Origin of the sequence: Photobacterium malacitanum, from assembly GCF_900185615.1 — a bacterium.
Classification (GTDB): Bacteria; Pseudomonadota; Gammaproteobacteria; order Enterobacterales; family Vibrionaceae; genus Photobacterium; species Photobacterium malacitanum.
The window spans coordinates 447,360-467,427 of the sequence record NZ_FYAK01000001.1; the positions used below are offsets into that span (position 1 = coordinate 447,360).

A 20,068-nucleotide genomic window follows, 5' to 3' on the forward strand; every position below is an offset into this window, starting at 1 on the left:
TTCGTGTTACTTGATGATTATTTACCTTCTGATGAGAATTATTGATGAACAACCCAACTGCCAATGTTGCCTATAAAAATATCGCTTTAATTGCGTGCTCAACCCAATATGATCCTACGCAAGTACCTCAGGTTACTGCTATTTTGGCGCAGCATGGTTATCAAGTCAGCTGCCAATACTTACAACAAACCGTGTCTGATTTTGGCTATGTTGATACTGATCAAGCGCGCGCAAATAATCTGATTCAAGCCCTACTAGATCCTACAATTGAGGTGTTATGGTTCTATCGTGGTGGTGGTGGTGCATTAAACTTGTTGCCTTATTTGCACCGCTATAAACAACAACTATTAGCGATACCTGAAAAAATCATTGTTGGATTTAGTGATGTTACTGCGATCCATAGCTTTTTAAACAATGAGCTTGGATGGCGTTCAATTCATGGTGTTAACGCTAATAACCATTTAGAAATGAATTCAGCCAATCAACAACCGTTACCTGATATTGCAGCGCTGATAGCTAAGGGAATTACATATCATAATGTCTTACCACTTAATGCATCAGCACAGCAAACAACGTCTGTCAGCGGCACATTAATCGGTGGCAATCACACCCTCGTTGGTGCAACATTTGGCACTCACTACCAACCCGACTTTGAAGATAAGATCTTAATCCTGGAAGATATTGGGGTTACTTTTCGTCAGTTAGATCGTTATTTACAACAATTACTATTTCTAAAAGAATGTAATGTTAAGGCGATTATTTTTGGTCAATATTATTCTATCGATCCAAACGATGAAGAGCGCATAATGTACAAAGCGGTTTTACAAAAATTTGCAGCGCAATACGATAAGCCGGTTTATTACTTCCCTTTCTTTGGTCATGGAAAATATAACCAGCCTTTTATTCTCGGTGAAAGCATCACGTTACAACGTAACCAAGATTCAACGGGATCAGACATGCCTGAATACGTAACATGTATTCAACCCCCCTTTCACAGTAAATAAATCATCATTTACCAATAAAAAAGGCTGCTGAGTCGTTCTCAACAGCCTTTCGATAGCGATAGTTAAATGATTACTTTGCTTGCGTCTTCAAGAATTTCTTCACTTTCTTCATTGCCATTTGGCGCTTAAGAGGTGATAGATAATCAATGAAAAGAATACCTTTTAGGTGGTCAATCTCATGTTGAAGTGCGATAGCAAGAAAATCATCACGCTCAAGGTGAATATCATTACCATCACGATCAAGCGCGGTTAATTCGATTTTCTCGAAACGCTCTACATCTGCGTAGTAATCAGGTACTGATAAACAGCCTTCTTGACCAATTACTGGGTTTTCACCACGAACAATCTTAGGGTTAACGAATACCTGTGGTTCATTACGCTCTTCAGATAAGTCGATAACAATAATAGATTCTTTACGGCCTACTTGAGGAGCAGCTAAACCAATACCATTACCCGTTTCGTACATGGTGTGTAGCATGTCGTCAATAAGCGTTTGGATATGTTCAGCTTTTACATCTGTTACTTCTTCAGCTTGAACGCGTAGCTTTGGATTTGGTTCGGTTAAAATTTCTAAAACTGCCATTTTATCTCTTACTTAATCTAGTATTTAGGTTACTTTGCAGTAACTTATCAGATTAACGCTCAGGATCATAATCCCAACGTATATTCTGTTGATGGGGCTATTTTACCTAGAAAATGGCTTCAGCAACAATTGATAATAACAATTAATCTAATAAGTGAGCCAAATTCAATCTTAAAACAATAATAAAAAGAACAGCTTTATTAATATGTATTCATAATTTAGTCATAACGGATCTCAATGCTATCTCCCCTTTAAGTGTCGTGTTTTTTATATTTACGCTTACTTTATATATTATTTCTGCTCAAAAGATCTCCCCAAATAACTCACCGTTCAATTACGCTTGAATAACGACAAAATTTAGTCGCAAAACACGATCGACGCGACAATAAATTGACGATATAAGCAATTGTTTTTAAAGTTTTTTGTTACAAATATCCCACTATAATTGGCTGTAATTGTGATAGCATTTATTTGCTCAACAATTACATCTATTATCCTATTTTCAGGGTCAAAAAAATGAATAAAAAAACAACTTTTCTAACATTAAATGCTATTGCTCTAGCGTTAACTTCAATGAGTTTTACCGTTAATGCTGGTGAAAAAATGGTTAATCCAGAAGGCGGCGTTGTGGTTGGTTATTGGCATAACTGGGCTGATGGTCGTGGTTATAAGGCTGGTAATGCGCCAGCAATGAGCTTAAAAGCAACTAACCCGATGTATAATGTTGTCGCTGTTTCTTTTATGAAAGTATACGACGTTGCTGAAGGTCGCATTCCTACATTTCATTTAGATCCTGAAACAGGTTTAACAGAATCACAATTTATTGATCAGATTAAGCTACTGAACGATCAAGGCCGTGCAGTAATACTAGCGCTTGGTGGTGCAGACGCACACGTTGAATTACAACGCGGTGATGAAGAAGCTTTTGCGGCTGAAGTTATTCGCCTAACTGACCTTTATGGTTTTGATGGCTTAGATATTGACCTTGAACAAGCAGCTATTGATGCCAAAGATAACCAAACGGTTATTCCTGCTGCACTACGTATTGTAAAAGATCACTATCGTGAACAAGGTAAAAACTTCCTTATTACCATGGCACCTGAATTCCCATATTTAACTGCCGCTGGTAAATATATTCCATACATCACTGGCCTAGATGGTTACTACGACTGGATCAACCCACAGTTTTATAACCAAGGTGGTGACGGTGTATATGTTGAAGGCCCTGGCTGGATTGCACAAAATAATGATGAACTAAAAGAAGAGTTCATTTATTACATTGCAGATTCATTAATTAACGGTACTCGTGGTTTTACAACGATTCCACACGATAAATTAGTCTTTGGTATTCCAACCAATATCGATGCTGCTGCAACAGGTTTTATTAAAGATCCTCAAGATCTATTTAATGCTTTTGCACGCCTTGAAAAACAGTCACAGCCGCTGCGTGGTGTAATGACATGGTCAATTAACTGGGATATTGGCACTAACTCAGCAGGTCAAGCTTATAACAGTAGCTTTATTAATACCTATGGCCCGTTTGTTCATAGTCAAACACCACCAGTTGTACAACCGGGCAAACCAACATTCGCCGGTATTACAGATACACGCGTGCAACATAAAACTCAGTTTGACTCTATGGCTGGTGTAACAGCTAACGATAAAGAAGATGGTAATTTAACAGATTCAATTTCAGTGACAGGCAGCGTTGATACTCAGCGTGTTGGCGATTATGTTGTCACATATTCAGTAACAGATTCTGATAACAATGAAACGGTGTCACCGCGTAAAGTTACTGTGTTTAGCGCCCTACCAACTTTCACTGGCGTTGAAAATACTGTTATTAAAATCGGTGAAAATTTTGATCCATTAGCTGGTGTTGCAGCAACAGATGCTGAAGATGGTGATTTAACCGCAAATATCACCTTCTCTGGCACAGTAAATACAGCTATTGCAGGCCAATATGAGCTTGTTTACAGCATTACTGACAGTGCAAACCAAACTGTCACTGTTAAGCGCGTTGTGGTTGTCAACGATGGTTCTATCGTATGTACACCAGCATGGAAAGCCGATGCAACTTATGTTGAAGGTGATGTAGTTAGTCACAATGGTAAAGACTGGCAAGCAGGTTGGTGGACACAAGGTGATGAGCCAGGAACAACTGGTGAATGGGGAGTATGGCGTGAAGTTGGTGATACTGACTGCAACGGGGGTACTGAGCAGCCAGATGCTGATTTTACTGCAACCTTAACGGGTGTTAATAACAATTACACTATCACTAACGGCACTGCAAAATTAACCTTAAATTACAGCGCTAATAAAGCCAGCTCAGTACAGATCGATGTTATTGATGCAATGGGCTACCCTGTTGCCGGTGGTCAATATACTGCAAATATCGATAGTAGCAAAACTATTGATATGGTGCTTGAGAATGTCGCAGCAGGTACACATTCTTTACGTATGATCGCACAATCAAATACTGACAACATAGAGCAACGTTTGCATTTCACTTTAAAAGAAAAAGACACCGTTGAACCACCAGTAACAGATGTTCCAGCATATGAAGCAGGTAAAGCCTATGTTGCTGGTGACCAAGTTTTAGCAGCTGATGGCAATATCTACCAATGCAAGCCTTGGCCTTACACTGGCTGGTGTGCGAGTGCTTCTTATGCACCTGCAACCTCTCAATACTGGGCTGATGCTTGGGATAAACTATAATTCTTTAACAAACATATAGTTAATTATTAGTTATCAAATAAGCCAGCAGTAAGTGGATCACTTATTGCTGGTTTTTTGTAATAAGGATAATGACTCAAGCTGTAAAAAAGCCTGTTCTAATGTTCGTGATAACGTATTCTTATCTATCGGTTTTGAAATATAATCGTCCATGCCAGCAGCAAGGCAATGTTGCTTTTCCTGCTCAAGTACATTGGCAGTCAACGCAATAATATAAGGCTGTACAATATCCATACGGCGGATCCGTTGTGTCGCCTCAATTCCGCCCATATTTGGCATCTGACAATCCATCAATACCACATCCACACCGTGATGATGAATATATTCAATCGCCAATGCACCATCACTGACAATATCAATATTCAGTAACCCAAATGCCCCTAAAAACGCCTTTATCAATTGTTGATTAACCTTGCTGTCTTCAACAACTAAAATGCGTTTATTTGAATAATCACTTAAATCATGATTACAACATTCACCACAACTGGCAACTTGTGGGTGATCACAACATTTTAGATCAATGTTAAACCAAAACGTGGTGCCTTTACCGAGTTCACTGTCAACATTCAAGGTCGTTAACATTAACTGACACAAGCTATTTGAGATAGATAACCCCAGTCCAGTTCCACCAAATTGACGTGAAATTGAACCATCTGCTTGAGTATATGAATCAAAAATAGTCTCAATACTTTCAGGTGCAATACCAATACCGGAATCTTTAACACTAAAACGTAACTGTTGATGTAACCCTAATTGTTCATGTGCTGTAGTGGTTGTGCTTTCAATATCACCTAATAATTCAATTCGTAATTCAATATAGCCATCTGAGGTAAACTTAACAGCATTGCCTAATAAATTAGTTAATATTTGTCGTATTCGTCCCTCATCGGCGTCAAAGTAAGGGGCTATATTGGCATCAATATGCGTCTTTAACTGAATATTTTTTTGTTGTGATTTATGTTCAAAAGGAACAATACAGCCTTGAATAAAGGTTTCTAAATGAAAATGATTAAAACGTAATTCCACATTACCTGCTTCTAATTTTGAATAATCTAATATTTCATCGATAATAATCAGCAATGCATTAGCGGATTGCTTTATATATTTAACCTGCTGTCTTGATTGCTCATCTAATTCTCTATCTTCTAAGCATTGAACAAAACCTAACACTCCATTCATAGGTGTACGTATTTCATGGCTCATATTGGCCATAAAATTACCTTTTATGCGTAATGCTTCGTTTAATTTATTCGTTTGTAACTGTAACTTATTGTTTAGCCCTTGCAGCTTGGTTTCGTTATTATAAATATATTTATCTACTTTACTAAGCTCCGCCGCTAATAGTGATACTTCACTACTATCTTGCTTCAGCCATGATATATCTAACCTGCCAGATCCCATACTGGTTAATTCTTGAATAAGATAATTAAGGGGCTGCGTTACTTTGCGATACATATAAAAAAGAATAAACGCAATAAAAAACAAAAAAGGTAAAACATAAATCAGTATTTGCATTAGGATGGTTTTTAAAATATGGCTAGAACTATAATAAACAACATATTTGAAAATAGGATCGCCATTAAAATAAGCCGGATAACTCAGTAAATAGTCCTGTTTATACCAAGATAAGCCAGAAATATACAAAAATGGTCGTAATGTTGCATCTTGAGCATTATCGGAGTGATAATAATGAAGCAGTTTATTATTAAAGTCATAAACGGATAGAGAGCGTATTTCTTTATATTGACTAATTAAACGATTAAATTCTAGTGATGACTCGGTATCTTGAAATACTATTGTATCAATAAAAACAGGAGCTAATGCATTCATCATGACATTAACATTTTTAACTAATCGTTGAGTATTACTGTAATAGCTGAGGGTTAATGCTGTTAACATGACACAAATTAAGACCCCGCCCATCATTAATGCGATTTTATTAAACAAACCTTTTTGAATGTTTAACGGCTGCTCAATAGTGTAATGCTCAGGCGGCTTTTTCATAAAATACCCCTTTCGATCTACTTCTCTACGGGTAATCCTTTCTCCGACCACTCTAACCATGAGCCATCGTAGTGAGACACTTTAAATCCAGCTTGCTTCATTAAAAAATACGTCAGTGTCGAGGCTTTTCCTTTATTACAATAAGTGACACTCTTACGACTTTTATCTAACGATGCAAAAATAGTATTCAACTGTTTAGGTGACTTTAATAAGCTCACTCCTGTTGCTGTCGTATTAAAAAATACGCTATTTTGAATACTCTTTGCCGTTGGTATATGACCGAATTTATCTGTCGCTGAACGCTCTCCTATAAATTCAGCTAAAGTACGGCTGTCGTACAATTGATATAAGTCGCTATAAGCTGCCACTTTAGCAACAGTTGTACTGGCATAAACAGAAGAATTTAAAACAGGGAAATATTGAGATGACTGCGGAATTGTCGCTATCTTCGTTAATTGATATTGCTCAGACCACGCATTAATGCCGCCGTTAAGAATAGCGATATTTTTAATACCATATAGTTCTAATACCCAAAATAAACGGGCAGCATTTTTAAGATCGCCTTGATCATAAATAATGATTTGTTGTGACGTTGTCACACCCTTTTGTTGCAATAATGGTGCTATTTTTTTTATACTTTTCACATAATAAGCATTATTAATTGCAACATAGGTTAATGCAGTTGGAAAACTAATTGCCGTACTGATATGCCCTTGCTGGTATTGTTCTTGACTGCGAGCATCAAAAATTATGATGGGCTGATTTTCATTGATTTTCTGCTGTAACTCGCTCCCTTCTATCACCCACTTATGCTGACGTTCATTCGCATACGTCGAATTTAACCCACTGAAAAATAGAAATATAATACTGAATATAGTTATTCTATATTTATTCATGTTGGCTTCCTTGCTAATACGAAAACGTAATACCATTAGTTTCATAACAGTATTTATTAAGCGTAGCAAAGAACCTCAAAAAAGCCCGACATAAAGTCAGGCTTAATATTTTTTAGTAAATAATGTTAAACAATCACCTAATCAGGCTTGCCTAAAAATGTCCATGTCTCTAAGACGGTATCAGGATTTAATGAGACCGAATCAATACCTTGATCCATTAACCAACGAGCAAAATCTTCATGATCAGAAGGTCCTTGCCCACAAATACCGACGTATTTACCAGCTTTGTTAGCAGCTTTAATCGCTAACGATAACATCGCTTTGACGGCATCATTACGTTCATCAAAAAGATGTGCAATGTCACCAGAATCACGGTCTAATCCCAATGTCAGCTGGGTCATATCATTAGAGCCAATTGAGAAACCATCAAAATATTTAAGAAACTCTTCCGCTAAAACAGCATTTGATGGTAACTCACACATCATCATGACTTTGAGGCCATTATCACCACGCCGTAATTCATATTCTGCCAGTAAATCAATCACAGACGCAGCTTCACTGACGGTACGCACAAACGGGATCATAATTTCTACATTTTTAAGTCCCATTTTGTTACGAACACGCTTTATCGCTTCACATTCAAGTGCAAAACAATCTTTAAAATGTGGTGCTATATAACGTGAGGCTCCACGGAAACCTAACATCGGGTTTTCTTCTGTTGGCTCATAATTAATGCCACCAACAAGGTTACGGTATTCATTTGATTTAAAATCCGACATGCGGACTATCACTCGTTGAGGCCAAAATGCAGCCGCTAACGTTGAAATACCTTCCGTTAATTTTTCAATATAAAATTCAACTGGATTTGCATAACCGATAATGCGTTGATCAATTTCCGCTTTTATTTCAGCACTTTGCTGGTCGTAATTTAGCAGTGCTTTCGGGTGAATACCGATCATCTTATTGATGATAAATTCTAATCGCGCCAGACCAACGCCTTCATTTGGAATACAAGCAAAATCAAACGCACGATCAGGATTTCCGACATTCATCATCACTTTTAAGGGCAATATTGGTAGTTGTTCCACTTCAGAGCGACGAACTTCAAATTCAAGAACACCATCGTATACGTAGCCCGTTTCCCCTTGGGCACAAGATACCGTTACGTTTTGTCCATCTTGAAGCAACGACATTGCATCACCACACCCCACAACAGCAGGAATACCTAACTCACGTGCAATAATCGCCGCATGGCAAGTTCGTCCACCTCGGTTAGTCACGATTGCAGCGGCTTTTTTCATCACAGGCTCCCAATCAGGATCGGTCATATCCGCCACCAGCACATCACCTTGCTGAACTTGATCCATCTGCGATAAATCAGACACAATCCGCACCGGGCCACTACCAATACGTTGCCCAATAGCACGCCCTTCAACCAAGGTGTTGCCTTGATCATTAAGATGAAAACGCTCCATCACTTGTTGATCATCACGTGAACGTACAGTTTCAGGACGCGCTTGAACAATCAATAACTCGCCAGTATTACCATCTTTAGCCCATTCAATGTCCATCGGACGACCATAGTGCTGTTCAATGATAAGTGCTTGTTTAGCCAGATCCATAATCTCAGCATCGGTTAATGAGAACTGACTTTGTTCTGCAACAGTAGTATCAGTAATTTCAACTTGAGTACCAAGATCTTTACCGTCGGCATACACCATTTTAATTAACTTTGAGCCAATAGTACGGCGAACAACTGCTGGATGACCCGCGTTTAAAGTTGGTTTATGAACATAAAACTCATCAGGGTTTACAGCCCCCTGCACCACCATTTCGCCCAATCCCCATGAGGATGTTATGAAAACGACTTGATCAAAACCTGATTCAGTATCAAGGGTAAACATAACCCCAGAAGATGCTTTATCAGAGCGAACCATTCGCTGAATACCGGCAGACAATGCAACGCCTTCGTGGTCAAATCCTTGATGAACTCGATAAGAGATCGCACGATCATTAAACAAAGAAGCAAACACATGTTTAGTTGCTTCAATAACGGCATCAATACCGCGTACATTAAGGAACGTTTCTTGTTGTCCTGCAAATGAAGCATCTGGAAGATCTTCGGCTGTTGCTGATGAGCGCACAGCAACAGATAGCCTTTCATCGCCTTCACCAAGTTCTTGATAGCAACGACGAATATCAGCTTCTAATGCAGCAGGTAATGGATTTTCCAATACCCAATTACGAATAGTCTCACCGGCTAGTTTTAATGCATTAACATCATCTACATCTAAGCTATCAAGCAAAGCGTAAATTCGTTGACTAAGCCCATCGGCTTGTAAAAATTGATTAAATGCATAGGAGGTTGTCGCATAACCATTGGGGACTTTAACCCCGGCATTAGACAAATTTGCTACCATCTCACCCAGGGAAGCATTTTTTCCACCAACTCTATCAACATCATTCATTGATAGATCACTGTACCAAATAACATTCTGCTGCACGGTAGTTCTCCTTGATCATTGGCTAAAACGAGCGACACTAGCAATCGATTGCTAAATAGTGTTAAAGATATGCTCTCTTATGTTAAGTTATCTTTTCGCCATTCCTGTAAAGCATCACAATTGCAACTTTTTTTGAAGGATTCAATATAAAATGCAAAATAAAACCAATTTTCGTGACGTATTTTACATTTCAGATGGGACAGCCATAACATCTGAAACCCTTGGTCACGCAGTTCTCGGTCAATTTTCACTGCAAATCCAACAGACAACCTTGCCTTTTGTTGAGTCAACTGAACGCGCGGAACAAGTAAAAAACCTTATAAATCAATCTAATAAAAAATATGGTATTCAACCTTTAGTGTTTTATTCTATTGTTGTGCCGGAAATAAAGCAGATTATAGATCAAGCTAATGCGAACTTTTATGATGTACTAAAGGCCTTAGTTGAACCGTTAGAGCGTGATTTAGCCATCAAAGCCGAACCAAAATTACAGCGTTCACACAGCATAAATAAGGATTCTTCTAGCTATCATGATCGTATTGCAGCAATTGAATATACCCTTGCCCATGATGATGGAGTGTCGCTCAATCATTTAGAGCAAGCAGATATCATTTTATTAGGGGTGTCTCGTTGTGGAAAAACCCCCACCTGCTTATACCTAGCGATGCAGTTTGGATTACGGGCGGTCAATTACCCTTTTATTGCCGATGATATGTCGGCGTTAAAACTGCCTAAAGCCATTGAACCTTATCGGTTTAAAACCTTTGGTCTTACAATAGATATTGAACGATTAGTGGCGATCAGAAATGAGCGTTTAGCGGATAGTGATTACGCCAGTTCAGCACAATGCCTTAATGAATTACAGCAAGTCGAAGCCATGTTTCGCCGCGAAGCTATTCCCTATTTAAACACCTCATCTTTATCGGTTGAAGAAATATCAACCCGCTTATTATCGATGAGTGGATTAAAAAGAAATATGTGTTAGTTCAACTATATAATTATAAAAATCTAGGTGTAAAAAGATAAACATGGTTATTTTCACCATGCTTAATTAGAATACTACTTTTGCACAAAGACTGTTGATAACATGAATAAGAAACCTGATCGTCAAACAGCGATGCGCCAGCTTCTAAATGATGTTAAGCAGGCGTTTCCACTTTATGATCCTGAGACCTTTGTTTGTGGTCCTGATAACAAATGTATTGGCTGTCCTAAAAAATTATTGGAATTAGTCGATACTGAAGTCAGTTATTGGGAGCATGCGATTGAACGTGGCGTTATTCCGCAATTTGATGAAATTCGACAGTTTGGCAAACTGTGTAAAAATGTTCGTCGTGGCTTAATACGAAATAATATCATGACCTAATGTCGCCCGTGCTATAATCCGCGTTATTGTTCGTCGGCTATTACCCTAACACTAGGGGAAGCCGTTATTTGATTTATTTATCTGAGATTCTACATGCCTTTCTCTAAGCTTGGATTAAGCGACGCTATCGTTAAAGCAGTAACCGATATGGGTTACACCACTCCTACGCCGATTCAAGAAAAAGCCATTCCGGTGGCATTAACCGGCAAAAACCTGCTTGCTGCAGCGCAAACAGGTACTGGTAAAACGGCAAGTTTTGTACTTCCGATTCTACAAATGCTTGATGATGGTCAGCAAGTACGTGCCAAGCGTGTACGTGCATTGATTCTAGCGCCAACACGTGAGCTTGCAGTTCAGGTTGAAGCAAATATTGTTCAATACAGTAAACATACCAATTTAACCTCAATGGCAATGTACGGTGGTGTTGATTACGAACCACAAAAACGTCGTCTTATTGAAGGTGTTGATATTTTAGTAGCAACCCCTGGCCGTTTATTGGATATGTACACCAAACGTGCTATCCACTTTGATGCGATTGAAATTTTAGTGCTTGATGAAGCCGACCGTATGTTAGATATGGGCTTTATCGAAGATATTAATAAGATCATTGAGCGTTTACCGCTTGATCGCCAAAACATGTTGTTCTCTGCAACGTTATCAACACAAGTGCGTTTATTGGCAAAAACGGCGGTTCGTAACCCAGTAGAGATCAGTGTCGCAAAAGATGAAGCCTCACAGCCTAAAATTGATCAGTGCCTAATCACTGTTGATAAAGACATGAAATCTGCTCTATTGAGTCATTTAATTAATGAGCACCAATGGGATCAAGCATTAATCTTTATTGAAACCAAACACGGCGCAGCTAAGTTAGTAAGCCAGCTTGAAAAACGTGGTATTGCTGCAGAAGCGATTCATAGTGGTCGTAGCCAAGGTGCTCGCGCTCAAGTATTAGACGATTTTAAAGCAGGTAAAGTTAAATACTTAATTGCAACCGGTGTTGCTGCACGTGGTTTAGATATTGATGAGTTAACCCGCGTTGTTAACTATGATCTGCCTTTCCCACCAGAAGAGTATGTTCACCGTATCGGCCGTACTGGTCGTGCTGGCTCTAAAGGTGAAGCAATTTCATTTGTATCACGTGATAACTTTAAAAATTTATGCATGATTGAACGTCTTTTAGGTCATTTGATCGTACGTAAAGAAATTGACGGGTTTGTACCTAAAAAAGAAGTGCCTATTTCTATTTTGAACTTCAAACCTAAACACAATAAAGCTGAAGATAAAAACACTGCTGATGCTAGGCCGCGTCGTAATGATAAGCCACGCAGCAAATCACCAACGGCTGATAAACCAAAGTCAAAAAAGCCGAGAAACCGTAAGCCTATCACTGATCGTGATACTGGTATTCCTCGCGGTACACGCAAGCCTAAATCTGCGTAATTAATATAACATCGCCATCTTAATGCAATATATTAAGATGGCGAACGTCATGATTACAGCGAATTAGCAACTAGCAATGGGCTCCAACGCGTCCAGCCTACTAACAATAATCCAGCACACCCTAACCATACCACGGTTGCTAACGATAGCGTTGCCGTTAAATTATGGTAATAACTTAATATAAACACCGCGACTAAATACCCTGCATACGGCACTAAAGAACACAATCCAAACAAGGCCGTCATACGAAGATCTTCCATATTACGTTCTGAGCCAACGATATAATGGGCTATTAATGCAAATGTAGGAAATAAAGGCACCAACCCTGCAATATAAAAGCTCTTACTTTTCGATAGCAACGCAATCAATAGAACTGCAGCTGCACCCAATAAACATTTAAAAAATAATGTTGCCATTCCTTTGTCTCAATAATTACTTTTACTATCATAATAATTAAAAGTAAAAAAAAGCGATAGCACTAATTTTTCAATAACATAAACTAAAATATTAGCTCTTAGTAAAAATAATATTAGGTGCTTCAATGGCAATTAAATCTTCACCGATATGCTTGGCTGTTGTTGATTTACTATAAATCACTACCCCTTTATTTTGACCGATTTGTTTAAATTCTAAATCACAAAAAACGCTGGCTGATTGGCTATTTTTGGCAGTCGGTTTATATTCTACTTGTAAACACGTCCATCCCGACAAGTAAGCGCAATCTAACAGCCATCCTAAAAATGCATGCTCAACCCGCTTTGATTGAATACGACAACTGAACATCAAATCAATTACGCGCTGTTGCTGAATATCAATAATACAAACACCAACCGTACCATAATCACCAAATTTATCTTTTGCCGTTAAAAACAATGTCGCAACCAAAGGATCGATAATCAATTCAGTTAACCTGTTGCGATCATAGCGTGTTGCTGAAAAATTCATTTGATTAGTGCGTTGTACCAGCTCATGTACGCGTTCAATATTTGAAAGTTGCGCGACACCAACCACGAGTTCAATATCAGACGTTTTAATAAAATCAATATATTGGCCATCAAAACCACGGCGATGTGTTGTTCGTTGTTGCTGGGCGACATAAAAAGAACGTCTTAATGCAGATTCTGCTGATGTCTGAGGATTAAATGCAACCAAATCGGTTAATTTAAGGTAGTCATTGTCTTTAAATATACGTACTTGTGGATGGATTGTATTAACTTCATTTCTCTCAAAAGCCGAATCATCAATAAAGGCAATTGTGTCTATACTGACGTTAAAGTTATCAGCTATTCGTTGGATCGATTGACTTTTTGGCTGCCAGTGAATTTCAGGGAAAATAAAATACTCTGCAATGCCTAAAGCAGTAAGATGTGCCCACACTCGATGATGATCATTTTTACTGGCTATTGAATTTACAATACCACGATCATCTAAGGTTTTTATGACCTCTATCACTCCTGACCGTAATTCAACCCCAGCTTCTCCATCCTCGACTAATATGCCATTCCACAATGTATTATCTAAATCCCATACCAAGACTTTCACGCTTTTATTAATAGCCGCTGTGGGTAATTGGTTATGATCATCAAGCTGAGGTAACAGCTCTATAAACCCAATAAATCCAAATACCATCGTAAGTACTGTCTTGTGATCGTTTTCATCACGGTTAGGAATAAGATTAATAAAGTGTTTTGTTTGAAAATCAATATGAGGGGCGATATCAATAAAGGGGATCTGTATCTGGTGATAACCCGCAGGTTGTTGTAACCGATATTGAAATGGAGTTTGATTTAACTTTCCCGTGGTTGCTCGAATAACAATGCTCAAATCAATTGCTTGTGAGCAATATACCTCAATCATAAACGCATCAAAATATGGACTGGGATTGATTGTTTGACTGAGATAATTTTTATAACGAGTAGCCATTCGCGCCACAATGCCCCGCCGCCCAGCAATCGATAATCCATCTAACCATTGTCCACGTTGAGCCACTGACTCAACCAATGCGGCTTTGTTATCAATCGCCTCTGCTTGATCTGGTGCGATAACACCAATATAAGAAGTCGACATTAATGCGCCCCATTGCTTAAAATCTACTTGTACAACAGGTGATTGGCGCTGTGGAAGATGCAAGGGAACAATACCATTAATAAACCGTCGACAATGGCCATCACGCCGAGATTGATAAAGCTCACAAGTTTGATAACACGCAGGCATAGCACATTCAGTACAATGCTCTTCCCACTGTAAAACAGAATACTGCACGCACTGGTCAATGATGCTTTGCCCTGAGATAAAAGCCTGCTGTACTTGATCTGGCAAACAAATCGCTTGCTGTAAATCTTGATGAGAAAGCACTTCTAATTGATACATAACAATCGCCTAATGTTTATAGACATCAGGAAATGCCTGTTTGGGATCGACAAATATATATTCTTTTTCGATTAATATAGGTAACAATCTTTCCAGTAATAGCAGTACTTTGTTGCTGTTGTCATGCATAAGAACAATATCATGAGGTTGAATTTCACGGACTAAACGCGCCAGCATTTGATCTACAGATTGATGCGAATATTGTCCCCATTCACCAGATTCAATTGACCATAGAATTGCCTGCATATGATTACATTGAATAGCTGACCAAGCAGAGAGTGATAATTTTCCCTGCGGCGGGCGAAATAATCTCGGCGTTGCTGCAATAAAAGGCTTTAGAATCGTTTGACAATGTCTTATGTCATTAGTATAAGCCTTAAAGCCTATTTCATCGGCCGTTTTATGTGCAAAAGAATGATTACCTAGATAGTGGCCATCAGTAACTATACGTTGAACAATATTTGGATATATTTGCGCTTGTTTACCTAATATAAAAAAAACCGCTTTGACATCATATTCTGCAAGTAAATCTAATATTTGAGGGGTAAGATTAACATCTGGGCCATCATCAAACGTTAATAAAATACCTTTATGAGTGGTTTTATAGGTTGCGATCCACGCAGGAATAACACTTTTTATGACTGATTTTAGTGTCACCACGTATACCATCCCTTGTCTATTGCTATTTATTAGGTATAGGCAGTAGCAGCATCAAAGTCAATCAACTAGCTTATCTTCACTTTAACTGCGGATTTTGAAGTCTCCAAGCATCAAGCAATTCTTTACCGTATATAATCTCAATGTTCATATGTAATACCAATAACAGTATGGCAACTAACACACAAATAACACTAAACCAAATTGCTATTTTATTTCGGCGAGATTGTTCATATATTACAAAATTAATAGCGAGCATCGCAAATGGATAAACTAAAACCAATAAAAGAAACAATCCTAAATAATTAGAGATAGCCAGTGGAGTCATCATAATTACACCGTATATTTATTGGGCTTAATTAAAAATAACACAGGCCTTTACTACACAAGTCTTAAATAGCCCTTTTCTATATTTCTTTGAATATACATCACAGTTTAATGAAAACAAAAGTAAACATACAACCATTTAATGCGACAACATAAACAAATAAAGCGTGACTGTTATATTGTTAGTATCATCATTTTTATTTATTCGATGACACCATTAGTATTCTATCTACTTAATTAATACCGTTAGTTATATCAGTTATTAGTTTATATAAGATGTGATTTTGGTCATATCCATAACTTAACGAGTATGTTATTTTTACAAAAACAACTTATATCACATCAAGCTTAGGGACTGAGTTTGAACATTTTCTCTAATAAAAAAACAATTTTCCGCGCATTATTAACGACTTTATTTATTCTATTTGTTTTTATTATTGATCCATTAGGAATAAGAAACTCAGCAGAAAAACATTATGAAGATCACATCATTAGAATGTGGGCTCCATTTTATTCTCAAAAAGTAAATGATGATATTGTTATTATACTTCTAGATGATAATTACTTAAATAAAACTAAAACATACCCTGTTACATACAACAATTTATCAAGATTACTGAAGTCAATTTCTCGCTTCGAACCAAGTGCTGTTTTTTTTGACATTTTACAACATCATGAGCATTCTCCTAATTTATCAAGGTGGCTAAAAAGATTAGATAACCAAAATTATCCAGTTTTTATGGCTAGTGATCCTGAATATGACTCGATTTCTCGATTAAATGATCCTTCTTCATTAAGAAATAAAATCTCTCAAGTATCAAATTTAGCAGCGGTATCATGGAGTGGTATTGGACATCATTACCCAATGTCTATCCCTTGGAATAACACCGTAATGGATACAGTGGCTTTATCAATGTATAAAGCTTGGTGTTCTAACAATAACCAATGTCCTCAAAATTTTAATGACTTTAAAAATCCAATGATTGTACAGTGGAATAATAAATTTTCTCAAAATCAATCTCACTTTTTCCCAATAAACTCTGAGTGCGAAATTCAGAACAAAAGTAATTTTGAACAATTTATCAATATTATAAAAATAAGCCTTACACAAGGAATACGTTCAGAACAATCTTTAGAGAAAAATCTACGAGAGAAGTGCCCACCAATATTAACTATCTCTGCAATGAAATTTATCGAACAAGGTGCTGCTAATTCAGAAATATTGAAAAAAGCAATTAAAAACAAATCAGTATTAATTGGTTATCATGTATCAGGAAGTGTTGATGCAATAAAATCACCAGTGCACGGTACTCTACCAGGCGTATTTTATCATGCCATGGCATTAGATAACTTAATAACATTAGGTAATAAATATTGGCATGTACCAGATGAAATTGGAGTATTTAAACTTAGTATTGCAGATATCATTGAAATTACAATACAAGTTACTGCATTATTCCTTGTTATAATTTATCGTTATAATCATCTTGAAAACATGCACTATCAACAAAAAAACAACAAACAAAAAATAATAAATGGATTAATACCATTCATTATAATTTCAATGCTTATAATTTCATCGATAATCATATCTCAATTTATTTTAAATGTCGGTGCACCTAATTGGTATGGATTAGTATTAATTCTATTTTTTGACCTTCCTATATTTTTATATTATCTCATTGAGATGATTAAAATTAAAACAACTGAAATGTATTTATATTCATTAAAACGTATTAAAGATTTAATTAACACAAATTATAAAGGAATTATAAATGATAAAAAAATCAATCGCTTTAAGTTTAATGATGATAACTAATACAGCATTAGCTAATAGCTCTGATGTGAAAATTGTAAATTTCGTTCTAGATGAAGTGGAAATTTGTACGTCTAACGATGATTGTACTGATGTTTCATTAAATCAATTACCCGATCCAAAAAAAGAAAACATTATAGTTAAAACCATTGATGACAGTCAAAATATGGTGATGTTTGAACATAACGGCATTGAAAAGTGGATACATTGGAGCGAAGTAACATTAAATACAAAAGATGTAGCTTCAGTCATGTGTACATCTATAGCTCAAGCTGATGATAAAAGTACATATGCTACATTAGGTTTAGGTGAGGGATGCAAATAATGAACAAGAATTTACTTTTAATTGTATGTAGCCTATCGTTATCTGGTTGTGCAATCGATAATTTAAAAACTCTTGGTGGTAGTACATATGAATCATTCGATGGTAAATTTATCAATGCATCAAAACCAGAAATAAATACCCCAACAAGTGACAACAAAGAAAAATCGACTTTAGTTAATATTCGAGCAGCTGCTGATAAAGATCTTGTGAACAACCCTATTATTCAAAAATATCTTAATAACATTTTAAATAATTTATTAGAACAATGGGAACATCCTTATAATACCAATATTAAAATTGTTATATCTCCAGATCAAAATTACAGTGCCTCTGCTACGCGTGATACAATCATTCTTACTCAAGGTGTTATTAATGATGCTAATTCAGCAGATGAACTTGCATTTATTATTGCCCACGAATTGTCTCATATACTATTAATGCATAATAAATCAAACGAATATTTTGCTAAACAAAGTGCAATTGTGAGTAAAGCTGCAAACATTGCAATGGTAAGTAGTGTTATTGATGATTTAAAACGAACAAAAACATCTAGTGGCTATAAAATAACATCTAAAAATTCACAACAATCAAAAGAATTTGTTCAAGATTCATTTCGTATAGGAATGTCTATAAATCGTTTAAGCCGCGATGTAATTAGTTCAACAATGAGTCGTAGCGATGAAGATGAAGCTGATTTATTAGGTATTGATCTGATGGTAAAAGCTGGATTTAGTCCTGTTGTTTATAAAACCGTTCTAGATCGACTAGCTTCAAGTCGTAAATTTAGTGAAGAACAACTCAAAAAGAAAAAAAGTGAATTTCAGTCCGTTATTTCTATTGCAAGTAAAGCAGACAAAAACTTTTCAGGAATGAATTGGCAAAGTATGGGTTACCTAGCTGCAAATGAAGCTGCCACTCACCTTTTACAAGAGTTTTCTTCACGACATAATTCTGAAGAAGCACGCTCAAAAGACTTAACAACTTATGTAAAACGCGAATACAGAAATAAAAGAAGACAAGCAATAGATAAAGATTCATTTATTAAAATAACAAAAAATGGTAATAGCAAAAAAATATTAGACAATTATCGTTCAGCGTCATTAGCAATGGAATCTTTAGAAAAAGGTGACATATTACAAGCTGAAAAGTTAGCCACACAAGCAATTTCAGGGCTGACCCGTTATGATGCATATCCAAGACTGGCTATGTATAATGTTAGAATAATTCAAAATCAGCATAATAAGGCTATACAGAATTTATATAGCATAAAAAATTGGGAATATGCATCGATTCAAACATTCTCTTTAACTTCTAAGGTATATTTAGATAAAAAACAATATAAGAAAGCAAATAACTTATTAAATAAAGCCGTCGCAATAATTGGTACAGAAGATCCATTTTTACCAGATTTTATCGCTTTATATAAAGCGCAAGGTAATATCAATCAAGCATCAATAAAATTAAAGCAATGCGAAAAAATAACTGAAAAAAACATTATTAACCAATGCTATAAATCAGCAGGGAAATCAGTACCTAAATCTCAAAAAGGTATCATCGATGTATTAGGCTCATTTACTGACATGGTTGATATATAATAATTTTTATAATTTAATATGATAAAGCCAAGTTTAACTAATCTTGGCTTTATTTTTAACCATGTATAAAGTCTTTAAATGCAGCTTCACTCACTTATTTTTTCAGTACAACTTTAACAAAAATGTTTACCTATAATCCACGCGATAAAAGTGTCAATTATGCGGTTGATAAACAAAAGTCGTTGCCCAGGTATTTACAACCGTGAACAATTCCTAAACTTTGATGCCGTAAAATATTTTTCACATTTGTTTGACGAATTCTTTATTGGTTAAACATTTTTAGGCACTACTTACGGGCAAGGATAACCCTAAAATATCACTGACTAACCTAGCGCTTATCGCAATTAATGTACAATGTGCTCAAAGTCTGTATAGGCTAAAGTAAACGTTATATATAACAGGCAGCCAAGTATCTATTCTCCAACATATTACTTACCAATATTAA

At 36.6% G+C, this 20,068-nt stretch carries 16 protein-coding genes; 8 read left to right on the plus strand and 8 right to left on the minus strand.

What is annotated here, in order from left to right; translation table 11 throughout:
• Nucleotides 1-44 precede the first annotated feature (44 nt).
• Entirely contained in the window at nt 45-1,004 is a 960-nt protein-coding gene (locus PMAL9190_RS01975; RefSeq protein WP_087843683.1) for an LD-carboxypeptidase, read from the plus strand.
• A 70-nt stretch (nt 1,005-1,074) separates the two neighbouring features.
• On the opposite strand, the gene def is transcribed toward PMAL9190_RS01975, so the two are convergent.
• Complete coding sequence (gene def / locus PMAL9190_RS01980; RefSeq protein ID WP_087843684.1) at nt 1,075-1,587, minus strand: peptide deformylase; 513 nt, start codon at nt 1,585-1,587, stop codon at nt 1,075-1,077.
• Nucleotides 1,588-2,103: 516 nt separating this feature from the next.
• Here def and PMAL9190_RS01985 point away from each other — a divergent pair.
• Nucleotides 2,104-4,305 carry an immunoglobulin-like domain-containing protein gene (locus tag PMAL9190_RS01985; protein ID WP_087843685.1) on the plus strand — a complete coding sequence of 734 codons (2,202 nt, stop codon included), beginning with the start codon at nt 2,104-2,106 and terminating at the stop codon, nt 4,303-4,305.
• A gap of 57 nt (nt 4,306-4,362) precedes the next feature.
• Here PMAL9190_RS01985 and PMAL9190_RS01990 read toward each other — a convergent pair whose 3' ends face one another.
• From PMAL9190_RS01990 to ppsA, 3 genes are all read right to left on the minus strand, one after another.
• Complete coding sequence (locus PMAL9190_RS01990) at nt 4,363-6,327, minus strand: response regulator (RefSeq protein WP_087843686.1); 1,965 nt, start codon at nt 6,325-6,327, stop codon at nt 4,363-4,365.
• 17 nt (nt 6,328-6,344) lie between these two features.
• On the minus strand, nt 6,345-7,223 hold the full coding sequence (locus PMAL9190_RS01995; protein WP_087843687.1) for a sulfurtransferase: 879 nt from the start codon (nt 7,221-7,223) through the stop codon (nt 6,345-6,347).
• Between the two features lie 137 nt (nt 7,224-7,360).
• On the minus strand, nt 7,361-9,727 hold the full coding sequence (gene ppsA / locus PMAL9190_RS02000; protein WP_087843688.1) for a phosphoenolpyruvate synthase: 2,367 nt from the start codon (nt 9,725-9,727) through the stop codon (nt 7,361-7,363).
• 151 nt (nt 9,728-9,878) lie between these two features.
• On the opposite strand from ppsA, the gene ppsR reads away from it, so the two are divergent.
• The 3 genes from ppsR to PMAL9190_RS02015 all read left to right on the plus strand — a co-directional run bounded on the left by ppsR (nt 9,879) and on the right by PMAL9190_RS02015 (nt 12,533).
• Nucleotides 9,879-10,712, plus strand: coding sequence for a posphoenolpyruvate synthetase regulatory kinase/phosphorylase PpsR (gene ppsR, locus PMAL9190_RS02005; protein WP_087843689.1), 834 nt, complete (start codon nt 9,879-9,881; stop codon nt 10,710-10,712).
• Nucleotides 10,713-10,814: 102 nt separating this feature from the next.
• Nucleotides 10,815-11,093 (plus strand): hypothetical protein, encoded by a 279-nt coding sequence (locus PMAL9190_RS02010; protein WP_087843690.1) that lies wholly within the window; start codon nt 10,815-10,817, stop codon nt 11,091-11,093.
• Between the two features lie 93 nt (nt 11,094-11,186).
• Nucleotides 11,187-12,533 carry a DEAD/DEAH box helicase gene (locus PMAL9190_RS02015; protein WP_087843691.1) on the plus strand — a complete coding sequence of 449 codons (1,347 nt, stop codon included), beginning with the start codon at nt 11,187-11,189 and terminating at the stop codon, nt 12,531-12,533.
• Between the two features lie 53 nt (nt 12,534-12,586).
• Here the strand turns inward: PMAL9190_RS02015 and PMAL9190_RS02020 are convergent, their stop codons facing one another.
• The 4 genes from PMAL9190_RS02020 to PMAL9190_RS02035 form a co-directional block, all read right to left on the minus strand.
• The gene (locus PMAL9190_RS02020) at nt 12,587-12,949 is read right to left on the minus strand and encodes a GlpM family protein (protein ID WP_087843692.1); all 363 of its coding nucleotides are present in this window, start codon (nt 12,947-12,949) and stop codon (nt 12,587-12,589) included.
• 91 nt (nt 12,950-13,040) lie between these two features.
• On the minus strand, nt 13,041-14,903 hold the full coding sequence (locus tag PMAL9190_RS02025) for an HAD-IIIC family phosphatase (protein WP_087843693.1): 1,863 nt from the start codon (nt 14,901-14,903) through the stop codon (nt 13,041-13,043).
• 9 nt (nt 14,904-14,912) lie between these two features.
• Nucleotides 14,913-15,563 (minus strand): polysaccharide deacetylase family protein, encoded by a 651-nt coding sequence (locus PMAL9190_RS02030; RefSeq protein ID WP_087843694.1) that lies wholly within the window; start codon nt 15,561-15,563, stop codon nt 14,913-14,915.
• Between the two features lie 76 nt (nt 15,564-15,639).
• A complete protein-coding gene (locus PMAL9190_RS02035; protein WP_235004262.1) occupies nt 15,640-15,891 on the minus strand; it encodes a hypothetical protein in 252 nt (83 codons plus the stop codon).
• 357 nt (nt 15,892-16,248) lie between these two features.
• Here PMAL9190_RS02035 and PMAL9190_RS02040 point away from each other — a divergent pair, with 357 nt between their 5' ends.
• Genes PMAL9190_RS02040 through PMAL9190_RS02050 form a run of 3 tightly spaced genes read left to right on the plus strand, consistent with a single transcriptional unit; the run spans nt 16,249 to nt 19,623 of the window.
• Complete coding sequence (locus tag PMAL9190_RS02040) at nt 16,249-17,706, plus strand: CHASE2 domain-containing protein (RefSeq protein WP_159458348.1); 1,458 nt, start codon at nt 16,249-16,251, stop codon at nt 17,704-17,706.
• Entirely contained in the window at nt 17,663-18,028 is a 366-nt protein-coding gene (locus tag PMAL9190_RS02045) for a hypothetical protein (protein ID WP_087843696.1), read from the plus strand. Before PMAL9190_RS02040 ends, PMAL9190_RS02045 begins: the two co-directional genes overlap by 44 nt.
• Nucleotides 18,028-19,623, plus strand: coding sequence for a M48 family metalloprotease (locus PMAL9190_RS02050; protein ID WP_087843697.1), 1,596 nt, complete (start codon nt 18,028-18,030; stop codon nt 19,621-19,623). The genes PMAL9190_RS02045 and PMAL9190_RS02050 overlap by 1 nt, the downstream gene beginning before the upstream one ends.
• Nucleotides 19,624-20,068: the final 445 nt, after the last annotated feature.

Bases quoted from the DNA above. Each gene is read 5' to 3' on its own strand.
- PMAL9190_RS01975 (WP_087843683.1), top strand. From the start codon at position 45: ATGAACAACCCAACTGCCAATGTTGCCTATAAAAATATCGCTTTAATT.
- def (WP_087843684.1), bottom strand. From the start codon at position 1,587: ATGGCAGTTTTAGAAATTTTAACCGAACCAAATCCAAAGCTACGCGTT.
- PMAL9190_RS01985 (WP_087843685.1), top strand. From the start codon at position 2,104: ATGAATAAAAAAACAACTTTTCTAACATTAAATGCTATTGCTCTAGCG.
- PMAL9190_RS01990 (WP_087843686.1), bottom strand. From the start codon at position 6,327: ATGAAAAAGCCGCCTGAGCATTACACTATTGAGCAGCCGTTAAACATT.
- PMAL9190_RS01995 (WP_087843687.1), bottom strand. From the start codon at position 7,223: ATGAATAAATATAGAATAACTATATTCAGTATTATATTTCTATTTTTC.
- ppsR (WP_087843689.1), top strand. From the start codon at position 9,879: ATGCAAAATAAAACCAATTTTCGTGACGTATTTTACATTTCAGATGGG.
- PMAL9190_RS02010 (WP_087843690.1), top strand. From the start codon at position 10,815: ATGAATAAGAAACCTGATCGTCAAACAGCGATGCGCCAGCTTCTAAAT.
- PMAL9190_RS02015 (WP_087843691.1), top strand. From the start codon at position 11,187: ATGCCTTTCTCTAAGCTTGGATTAAGCGACGCTATCGTTAAAGCAGTA.
- PMAL9190_RS02020 (WP_087843692.1), bottom strand. From the start codon at position 12,949: ATGGCAACATTATTTTTTAAATGTTTATTGGGTGCAGCTGCAGTTCTA.
- PMAL9190_RS02025 (WP_087843693.1), bottom strand. From the start codon at position 14,903: ATGTATCAATTAGAAGTGCTTTCTCATCAAGATTTACAGCAAGCGATT.
- PMAL9190_RS02035 (WP_235004262.1), bottom strand. From the start codon at position 15,891: ATGATGACTCCACTGGCTATCTCTAATTATTTAGGATTGTTTCTTTTA.
- PMAL9190_RS02045 (WP_087843696.1), top strand. From the start codon at position 17,663: ATGATAAAAAAATCAATCGCTTTAAGTTTAATGATGATAACTAATACA.
- PMAL9190_RS02050 (WP_087843697.1), top strand. From the start codon at position 18,028: ATGAACAAGAATTTACTTTTAATTGTATGTAGCCTATCGTTATCTGGT.